Origin of the sequence: Streptomyces sp. W16 (assembly GCF_033194735.1) — a bacterium.
Taxonomy (GTDB): Bacteria; Actinomycetota; Actinomycetes; order Streptomycetales; family Streptomycetaceae; genus Streptomyces.
In genome coordinates this window covers 1-8,687 of sequence record NZ_JAWOAI010000434.1, presented here as the reverse complement: position 1 = coordinate 8,687, position 8,687 = coordinate 1, and the positions used below count along the sequence as shown (strand labels likewise).

Annotated in this window: 9 protein-coding genes; 4 read left to right on the top strand and 5 right to left on the bottom strand. The window is 71.2% G+C overall.

Annotated features, from left to right (window positions below):
* Together R6V09_RS39190 and R6V09_RS39185 are read left to right on the top strand one after the other, a co-directional pair.
* On the top strand, positions 1-1,136 hold a 1,136-nt coding region (locus R6V09_RS39190), incomplete at its 5' end, for a condensation domain-containing protein (RefSeq protein WP_317886246.1).
* A 52-nt stretch (positions 1,137-1,188) separates the two neighbouring features.
* Positions 1,189-1,392: an MbtH family protein gene (locus tag R6V09_RS39185; RefSeq protein WP_093624131.1), complete on the top strand. Its 204-nt coding sequence runs from the start codon at positions 1,189-1,191 to the stop codon at positions 1,390-1,392.
* Between the two features lie 55 nt (positions 1,393-1,447).
* Here the strand turns inward: R6V09_RS39185 and R6V09_RS39180 are convergent, their stop codons facing one another.
* Genes R6V09_RS39180 through R6V09_RS39170 form a run of 3 tightly spaced genes read right to left on the bottom strand, consistent with a single transcriptional unit; the run spans position 1,448 to position 6,072 of the window.
* Complete coding sequence (locus tag R6V09_RS39180; protein WP_317886245.1) at positions 1,448-2,524, bottom strand: iron-siderophore ABC transporter substrate-binding protein; 1,077 nt, start codon at positions 2,522-2,524, stop codon at positions 1,448-1,450.
* Between the two features lie 48 nt (positions 2,525-2,572).
* Positions 2,573-4,363 (bottom strand): ABC transporter ATP-binding protein, encoded by a 1,791-nt coding sequence (locus R6V09_RS39175; RefSeq protein ID WP_317886244.1) that lies wholly within the window; start codon positions 4,361-4,363, stop codon positions 2,573-2,575.
* Complete coding sequence (locus R6V09_RS39170; protein WP_317886243.1) at positions 4,360-6,072, bottom strand: ABC transporter ATP-binding protein; 1,713 nt, start codon at positions 6,070-6,072, stop codon at positions 4,360-4,362. The genes R6V09_RS39175 and R6V09_RS39170 overlap by 4 nt, the downstream gene beginning before the upstream one ends.
* A gap of 217 nt (positions 6,073-6,289) precedes the next feature.
* On the opposite strand from R6V09_RS39170, the gene R6V09_RS39165 reads away from it, so the two are divergent.
* Complete coding sequence (locus R6V09_RS39165; protein ID WP_317886242.1) at positions 6,290-6,934, top strand: DedA family protein; 645 nt, start codon at positions 6,290-6,292, stop codon at positions 6,932-6,934.
* 65 nt (positions 6,935-6,999) lie between these two features.
* Here R6V09_RS39165 and R6V09_RS39160 read toward each other — a convergent pair whose 3' ends face one another.
* Positions 7,000-7,527 (bottom strand): gamma carbonic anhydrase family protein, encoded by a 528-nt coding sequence (locus R6V09_RS39160; protein WP_317886241.1) that lies wholly within the window; start codon positions 7,525-7,527, stop codon positions 7,000-7,002.
* A gap of 107 nt (positions 7,528-7,634) precedes the next feature.
* Here R6V09_RS39160 and R6V09_RS39155 point away from each other — a divergent pair, with 107 nt between their 5' ends.
* Entirely contained in the window at positions 7,635-8,432 is a 798-nt protein-coding gene (locus tag R6V09_RS39155; RefSeq protein ID WP_307783061.1) for an acyltransferase, read from the top strand.
* Positions 8,433-8,436: 4 nt separating this feature from the next.
* Here the strand turns inward: R6V09_RS39155 and R6V09_RS39150 are convergent.
* Positions 8,437-8,687: EamA family transporter (locus R6V09_RS39150; RefSeq protein ID WP_317886240.1), on the bottom strand; the 251-nt coding region annotated here is incomplete at its 5' end.

Here is an 8,687-nt window from a genome sequence, read left to right as displayed (position 1 = left end):
AGGCCGGACTGCGGGCCGCCATCTCCCGCCACGCCGAGACCGCGCGCGGGGGGCTGGACCCGGACGCCGGGGCGATGGTGCGGGCGGTCTGGTTCGACGCCGGACCCGGACAGCCCGGGCGGCTGCTGATCCTCGTCCACCACCTGGTCGTCGACGGCGTCTCCTGGCGCGTGCTGCTACCCGACCTGGCCACCGCCTGGGCGGCGGTCCGAGGCGGTCGTACGGCCGAACTCGCCCCCGTGGAGCTGTCGTTCGCACGCTGGTCCCGGCTCCTCGGGACCCGCGCCGCCGATCCCGCGACCGAGGACGAACTGCCGTGGTGGACCTCCGCCCTCGCCGAGGGTGCCGGCCTTCCGCTGGCCCGCCCGCTCGACCCGGCCCGGGACACCGTCGCCACCACCCGCCATCTCTCCCTGACCCTGCCCGCCGACCTCACCGAACCGCTGCTGAGCCGGGCCCCGGCCGCCTTTGGCGCCACCGTCAACGACGTTCTGCTCACCGCGTTCGCGCTGGCGGTCGGGGACTGGCGGACCCGGACACTCGGCGCGCGGTACACGGGCGGGCCCGTCCTGGTCGACCTGGAGGGTCACGGCCGCGAGGAACAACTCGCGGGCGACGCCGACCTGTCCCGTACGGTCGGCTGGTTCACCAGTGTCGTGCCCGTACGACTCGACCCGGGCGAGGCCGACTTGGCGGACGCCTTGGCCGGCGGGCCCGCACTGGACACGGCCCTGGCCCGCGTCCGCGCCCACCTCACCGCGCTGCCCACGGCCGGCATCGGGCACGGACTGCTGCGCCACCTCAACGCCGAGACCGGCCCGCGCCTGGCCCAACTCGCCGAGCCGCAGATCGAGTTCAACTACATGGGCCGCTTCGACCGCCCGGCGGCGGCCGACTGGTCCTACGCCCCCGAGGACGACGCCGCCGACCTCGACGCCGACCCCGGCCAGCCGATGTCCCACGCCCTGACCCTCAACGCCATCACCGAGAACCGTCCCGAGGGCCCGGAGCTGAGCGCCCACTGGGCATACGCCGCCGAACTCCTCGGCGAGGAGCAGGTGCAGGACCTGGCCCGCACCTGGTTCCGGGCGCTGGAGGCCGTCGTACGACGGGCGGAGGCTCTCAACAAGCCCTGAACGAACCACGCTTACCCACCAGTTCGCAGCAGAGAGGCAAGGAACCCCCGACATGAGCAACCCGTTCGAGAACCCCGAAGGCGTCTACTCCGTCCTCGTCAACGACGAGGGCCAGTACAGCCTGTGGCCCGACTTCGTGGACGTACCGGCCGGCTGGACGGTCGCGCACGGACCCGCCGCCAGGCAGGAGTGCCTGGACCACATCGAGGCCAACTGGACGGACATGCGGCCCAAGAGCCTGGTCGACGGGGTCTGAGCACACGAATGGGGCGGGTCCGGACTCGGACCCGCCCCATTCGTATGCGCAGGTGTCAGGAAGCGGGCTGCTCCACCTTCGTCGACGTCTTGCCGTCCACCGCCGCCGCGAGCTGCGGCACCAGCCGGTCCAGGACGTAGGGGATGCTCAACACCGTAGACAGAGATACGGCGTTGCCGTAGTCACTGGTCTCCTTGATGAAGACCTCGCGGCCCTGCTTCACCACGTTCAGGTCGCCGTAGATCTTGTCGTCGTGCAGCTTGCTGACGGCCGTGGTGGTGTCCGGCACGATCCACACGGCGACCTTCTGGTCGAGCAGGTCGTAGCGCTCCTTGCTGATGTTCGCGCCGAACGTGTCCCCGATGACCTTGTCGAGGCCCTTAGGCAGCGCGAAGCCCAGGTCGGACAGGAGCCGGGAGCGCGGGTCCTGGCTGCCGTAGACGAACACACCCTCGTACGGGGTCGCCATCACGGCGGAAGCGCCGGCGAAGGCGGGGTTGGCCTTCTTGGCCGCGTCGAACTTGGCCTCGACGCCCGCCACCAGGGTCTTGGCCTCGGCGGCCTTGCCGAGCGCCTGCCCGATCTCCTCGGTCTGCTGCTGCCACGGCACGCCGTAGTCGTTGTAGGCCTTCGGCTGGGCGACGACCGGCGCGAACTGCGAAAGGCTCTGGTACTGGGCCTTCGTCAGTCCCGAGTAGACGGCGAGGATCAAGTCGGGCTTCAGAGCGGCTATCTTCTCCACCTGCGGGCCGGTGCCGGTGTCCTTGAGGACGGTCGGCGCAGCCGCACTGCCCAACTTGTCCTGGGCCCAGGGGCCGATGGCGCCCTTGTAGCCGCCGAGCCACTCGGTCGTGCCGACCGGCACCTTGCCCAGGGCGAGGACGGCGTCCTGGTCGGTGAGGCCGACGGTGACGATGCGCTTGGGCTCGGACTTGATCGTCGTACTGCCGAACTTGTGGGCGATCGTCACGGGGAACGCGTCGGCGGAGGCCTTCGCCTCCGAGCCAGCGGTGTCCGAAGAGGACGATGTGGAGCTTGAGTTGGAGGAACCGCAGCCCACCGCCGTGATGGCCAGCAGGAGTACGGAGGCGAGCAGGCCGGACAGCCGGGAGGCTCTGGTGGCGCGGGGCATCGGATGATCCTTCTGTTCGTCGCGATGGGTCGGCGGGGGGTGACAGATCTAGTGGGTGTCGGGGGAGCGGCTGTCGGACCAGGCCTGCCAGAGGGTGGCGTACGGGCCCTGGGCGGCGAGGAGTTCGTCGTGCGTGCCGTTCTCCACGACCCGGCCGTCGCTGAGGACGACCACCCGGTCCGCGGAGGCGGCCTGGCTGAGCCGGTGCGCCACGACCAGTGCCGTACGGCCGCGCAGGGCTTGTTCGGCGGCCTCGTCGAGCTGACGGGCGCCCGAACTGCCCGCCTCCGCCGTCGCCTCGTCGAGCACGACGACCGGCGGGTCGGCCAACAGCAGCCGGGCCAGGGCGAGTTGCTGGGCGCGATCGGCGGTCAGTCGATGTCCGCCGTCCCCTACGACCGTGTCCAGGCCCTCCGGCAACGCCTCGGCCCAGCCGAGCGCGCCCACCGTGTCGAGTGCCTCCCGCAGTTCCTCGACATGCGCCTCCGGGCGGGCCAGCCGCAGATCGTCGACGAGCGGCCCGGCGAAGACATGGACCTCCTGCGTGACGAGCCCGACCAACTGCCCTGCCTCGTCCGGCTCCTGGCCGCCGACATCGATCCGGCCCGCCTGCGGGCGGTGCAGCCCCGCGACCAGCTTGGCGAGCGTCGTCTTGCCCGCACCGGTCGTCCCGACCAGCGCGACCCGCTCCTTGGGCCGGATCTCCAGGTCGACGTCGTGCAGCACCGGGCGGCCCGGTACATACGCGTGCGAGACACCGGTCAGCGTCACGGACGGCGGCCCGGCCGCGGTCGTACGGTCGTCCGCTTGCCCGGCGACCACCGGCGCGGGTTCGTCCACGACCCCGACGAGCCGTGCCAGCCCGGCCGTTGCCGACTGGGCGTCGTCCAGCAGCACCAACGCGGTGTTGACCGGCCCGAAGAGACTGTGGAAGTACAGCGCGGCGGCGGTGGCCGTACCGACCGAGGCGGAACCGTCCCGCACCAGCAGGAACCCGGTGACCAGGACGGCGGAGAGCCCCAGATACTCGGCGATGTGCAGCCGACTGTAGAAGCGCAGCATCAGCCGCACCCCGCTCATCGTGAACTCCACTGCCGCACGCGAGCGTTCGGTGACCTGCCGGGTGTGCCCCCACTGCAACCGGTACGCCCGTACGGTCCGCGCCCCGCCGATGGTGTCCAGCAACTGCTGCTGCTGGGTCCCGGTCGCGATGCGCTCCTTGGCGTACAGGGGAACGGCGTTGCGCACATACCAGCGGGCGGTGTGCGCCTGCACGGGCACGGCGATCAGCGCGGCGAGCAGGAAACGCCAGTCCAGCAGGGCGAGCGCGCCCAGCGTCAGCACGATCGACAACGCGGACCGCGCCAGTTCCGGCAGCGCGCCGCGCACCGCGTCCGCGACCCGTGAAACATCTCGCGTCACCCGGGAGTTGAGGTCGCCGGACCCGGCCTTCTCGATCCGGTCCAGGGGCAGCGACAGCGCCCGCTCGACGAACAGTTCGCGCAGTCGCGCGAGCGCGGTCTCCCCGAGCCGGGACACCAGCAACATGCCCAGCGCGGTCGTCACCCCCTGGACCACGGCGACCCCGGCGAGCGCGACCACGGGCAGGGTGAGTGCGTCGGGGGAGCGCCGCTCGGTGACGACATCGACGATGTGGCCCAGCAGCGGCTGGGTGAGCAGCCCGACGGCCGTGGCGACCACCATCAGGCCGAACCCGGCGACGGCCAACCCCCGCTGCGGACGCAGGAGTTCACGGACCGCGGCACGGGTCCGGGCGGGCGTGGCGGTGGGGAGCAGGGCGCGGTCGGAGTCCGTCGTCCGGATGTCTTCCGTCGTCATGCCAGCACCGCCGTCCGGTAGGTCGCGTCGGTCCGCACCAGGTCCGCGTGGGTGCCCTCGGCGCCGACGCGGCCCGCGTCGAGGAGGATCACGTGGTCGGTGACGGCGAGAAGTGCCGGGCTGTTGGTGACGACGATCGTGGTGCGGCCCTGCCGGAACTCGCGCAGCCCCTCCGCGATCCGCGCCTCGGTCACCGTGTCGACGGCCGTCGTCGGATCGTGCACGACCAGGACGGGCGGCCCGGCACGCAACGCCCGTGCCAGCAGGACGCGTTGACGCTGCCCGCCCGACAGGGACCGGCCGCCCTCACCGACACCGGTGGCGGTGCCGTACGGCAGGGACTCGGCCACCTCGTCGGCACGGGCGGCGGCCATGGCGTGCTCGGTAAGGAGATGGTCGCCAGCTGCGCCCGGAGTCGACTCCTCCGGAGTCACGTTCGCCGCCAACGAGCCCTCGAACAGCGCCGCGTCATGGGCGGCGACCAGCACCGCCGCCCGAAGTCCCGTCGGATCCAGCCGAGTCAGCGGTACACCGTCCAGCTCCACCGAACCAGACTCGGGGTCGGTCTCCCGGCCCAGACAGCGCAACAGGGCTTCGGCACCGGCCGGATCGGTCACCGCGATGCCGGTCAACTTCCCGGCGGCCAGGTCGAGATCGACGCCGTCCAGGCCCCCGAGCCGTACGCCCCGCAGGCGCAGTCCGCCGCGCACGGGCTCGGTGACCGGGTCGTCGCCGTCCACGACGGCGGGCCCGGCGGCGAGCACCTCCGCGACCCGGGCGGCCGAGGCACGGCCCTGCGCCAGCTCGGCGTTTACCCACGCGAACGTCTCCAACGGCCCCAGCAGGAACAGCGCGAGCCCCACCGCCGACACCAACTGCCCCAACGTGAGCGCCCCGTCGAGTGCCAGCCGCCCGCCGACCAGGGCGATCAGCGCGATGAACCCACCGGTGAGCGCGAGCACGAGCCCGGTCTGCCAGGACTCGGCACGGGCCGAACGCAGCGTGGCGGAAAGGGAGATACGACTCGTCCGCCGATACCGCTCGACGGCGGCCTGCTGCGCGCCCAGCCCCTTCAGCACCCGCAGCCCGGCCACCAGGTCGGCGGCCACGCCCGAGGCATGGGCGGCCCGATCCTGCTCGGCCTCGCTGCGCCGCTCCAGCGGCTTCGACAGCAGATGCCCCAGCCACAGCAGCACAGGCGTACCCAGCAGCACGATCAGCCCGAGCGGCACAGAGATCAGCAGCAGCGCGACCGCACTCACGGCGACACCGGCTATCGCCCAAATCCCGCTCATCAGCGCCATGTTGACCGCACCGACCCGCTTGGCGTCCTCGGTGGCGACATTGGCGAGTTCGCCGGGCAGCCGCCCTTCCTCCGCACCGCCCCGGGCATCGAGCACCCGGCCCACGATCGCCAACCGGAGTGTGTGCGCGGCCTCTTCGGCACCGCGCTCACCGGCCTTGGCGCCCAGCCGGAAACTCCACGACAGCGTCACGTACATGACGGCCAGTACGCCGAGCCAGAGCATCAGACGTCCGGCCTTCTGACCGGCGACGGCCTGGTCGATCACGACACCGATGAGCACCGGCACCAGGGCCTCCCCCAGTTGGTGCACGCATCCGAGCGCCGAGCCGAGAGCGACGCGTCGTATCTGTCCCTTGACCGAGCGCGCCAGGACGTTCCGCCCCGACAGTTCCCCTGCTCCCACCAGCCACCCTCCGGAAACCGGCCAACTTAGGCAAGGCTACCTTAAGTGAATGGCGGGCAATGGGAGCCCTTTCTGCCCGCCTGGCAGGTAACGGAGCGGTTCCGATGCCGCCGATCGGCGGGGCGTCCCCCGTGACGCCGGGCGGTAGGCTTCCGAGGTGCGCCCTTTTGTGCGGCGCACGCCCGCAAGGCAGTTCGTGAATTCGGGAGGACCGGCGTTGCACGTCCAGGAATGGCTCGACACGGTTCCCCCGGTGGCCGTCTACGCCGTGGTGGCGCTGGTCATCGGGGTGGAGAGCCTGGGCATCCCGCTGCCGGGCGAGATCGTCCTGGTCTCGGCGGCGCTGCTCTCCTCCCAGCACTCCGGCATCAACCCGGTCGTCCTCGGCGCCTGCGCCAGCCTCGGCGCGGTGATCGGCGACTCCATCGGCTACGCGATCGGCCGCAAGGGCGGACGCCCCCTGCTCGCCTGGCTCGCCGACAAGTTCCCCAGACACTTCAGCGAAGGCCATGTCGCCACCGCCGAGCGGTCCTTCGAAAAATGGGGCATGTGGGCCGTCTTCTTCGGCCGCTTCATCGCCCTGCTCCGTATCTTCGCCGGCCCGCTCGCGGGCGTACTGCGCATGCCGTACTGGAAGTTCCTGACCGCCAACCTGCTCGGCGGAATCATCTGGGCCGGCGGCACCACGGCAGTCGTCTACTACGTGGGAATCGTCGCCGAGGACTGGCTCAAGCGCTTCTCGTACTTCGGCCTCGCAGCGGCAGTCCTGGTGGGCCTGGCCTCCATGCTGATGGTCAGGCGCAAGGCGCAGAAGATGTCGGCAGAGAAGAACGAACCCGAACCGGTAAACGCCGGCGAGTGAGGCGCCCTGAAGGGGCGCGGGGAACTGCGCGACCAGCCACAAACGACCCGCACCCGCCAGCCGGTCTACTCATGCACCCCGCGATGCGCCTTGGCCAACTCCGCATACATAGTCCCGTTAAGGGTCAACCCCTCCCGTTCCTCGGAAGTAAGCTCCCGCCGCACCTTCGCCGGCACCCCCGCGACCAGTGACCCCGCCGGCACAACCATCCCCTGCGGCACCAACGCCTGCGCGGCAACAAGGGAACCCGCCCCGATCACCGCCCCGTTGAGCACCGTAGCCCCCATCCCGATAAGGCAGTCGTCCTCAACGGTCGCCCCATGCACAACGGCGTTGTGCCCGACAGACACCCGCTCCCCGACGGTCACCGGAAACCCGGGGTCGGCGTGCAACGTGCAGTTGTCCTGAATATTGCTGCTCGCCCCGACGGCGATCCGCTCGACGTCACCGCGCAACACGGCCCCGTACCAAACGCTCGCCCCCGCAGACAGCGTCACGTCCCCGATCACGGACGCCGTAGGAGCCACGAACGCCGACTCATCGACCTCCGGCTCCCTGCCACCAATACCTACGATCAACGCCCTGTGCGTCATAAGACCCTCCCAACCGTCGGAGACACCCGCACGGTACGTCACCGGTAGGGCGAAGATCACAGCGGCCGGACCTCATGGGTGCGGCTCACGCTGAGTACCGTGAGCGGGTGCCCAAGCGCAAGAACACGTTCTCAGAATGGCGGCGCCACCTCGCGCAACGCGCCGTCCACGCGGGCTGGGCCTGGGTGCAGCGCACGGGCTCCGTGACCGCCGCGCACCCGGGACGCTTCCGCTTCGGCGCGATGGGAACAGGTACCAGACTCGCCTTCCCGCTGGGCACGGTCTTCGGCGAACCCTGGATCCACCTCGGCGCCCACTGCATCGTCGGCGAGCAGGTCACCCTCACCGCGGGCCTGATGCCCGACCTCGACCTCGGTCCCGACCCCATCCTGCGTCTCGGCGACGGCGTCGTCCTCGGCCGCGGCAGCCATGTCATCGCCGACACGACGGTCACCATCGGCAGCGACTGCTACTTCGGCCCGTACGTCTACGTCACCTCCACGAACCACTCCTACGACGACCCGCACGAGCCCATCGGCAAGCAGTGGCCGCGCATGGAACCCGTCGAGATCGGCCCGGGCTGCTGGATCGGCACCGGCGCGGTGATCCTGCCGGGTGCGCGGATCGGCCGGAACGTGGTGGTGGCGGCCGGTGCGGTGGTCCGGGGCACGGTGCCCGACCATGCCGTGGTGGCGGGGGCGCCCGCACGGGTCGTACGCCGCTGGACTCCGGCCGAGGGCTGGCAGCCACCGCTGCGGACGCCTGCGCCGGTACCGATTCCCGAGGGCGTCACCCCGGACCAGCTGAACGCGCTTGCCGGCCTGGACGAGGAGACCGCCGCGCGGCTCGCCGAACTCGACGACGACACGATCGCGCGGCTGGCGGAACTGGACGCGGAAGCCTGAGCGCTCACCCCGTAGCCAGCAACAACGTCCCCACCAACGCTAGCCCCGCCCCCGCCGCCTGGACCGCCCGCAGCCGCTCGCTGAGGAAGCCGCGTGCGGCCAGGGACGTGACCACCGGATAGAGCGAGGCGAGGACCGCCGCCACGGTCACCGGCCCGTGCTGTGCGGCGATCGAGTACGTCCCGTTGGCCGCGACATCGGCGAGCCCCACGAAGGCCAGCGCCGGCAGCGAGGCCCAGCGGAACCCGCCCTGCG

Coding starts and splice junctions, on each gene's coding strand:
- R6V09_RS39160 (WP_317886241.1), bottom strand. CDS start 7,527: ATGACGCACAGGGCGTTGATCGTAGGTATTGGTGGCAGGGAGCCGGAG.
- R6V09_RS39175 (WP_317886244.1), bottom strand. CDS start 4,363: ATGACGACGGAAGACATCCGGACGACGGACTCCGACCGCGCCCTGCTC.
- R6V09_RS39185 (WP_093624131.1), top strand. CDS start 1,189: ATGAGCAACCCGTTCGAGAACCCCGAAGGCGTCTACTCCGTCCTCGTC.
- R6V09_RS39180 (WP_317886245.1), bottom strand. CDS start 2,524: ATGCCCCGCGCCACCAGAGCCTCCCGGCTGTCCGGCCTGCTCGCCTCC.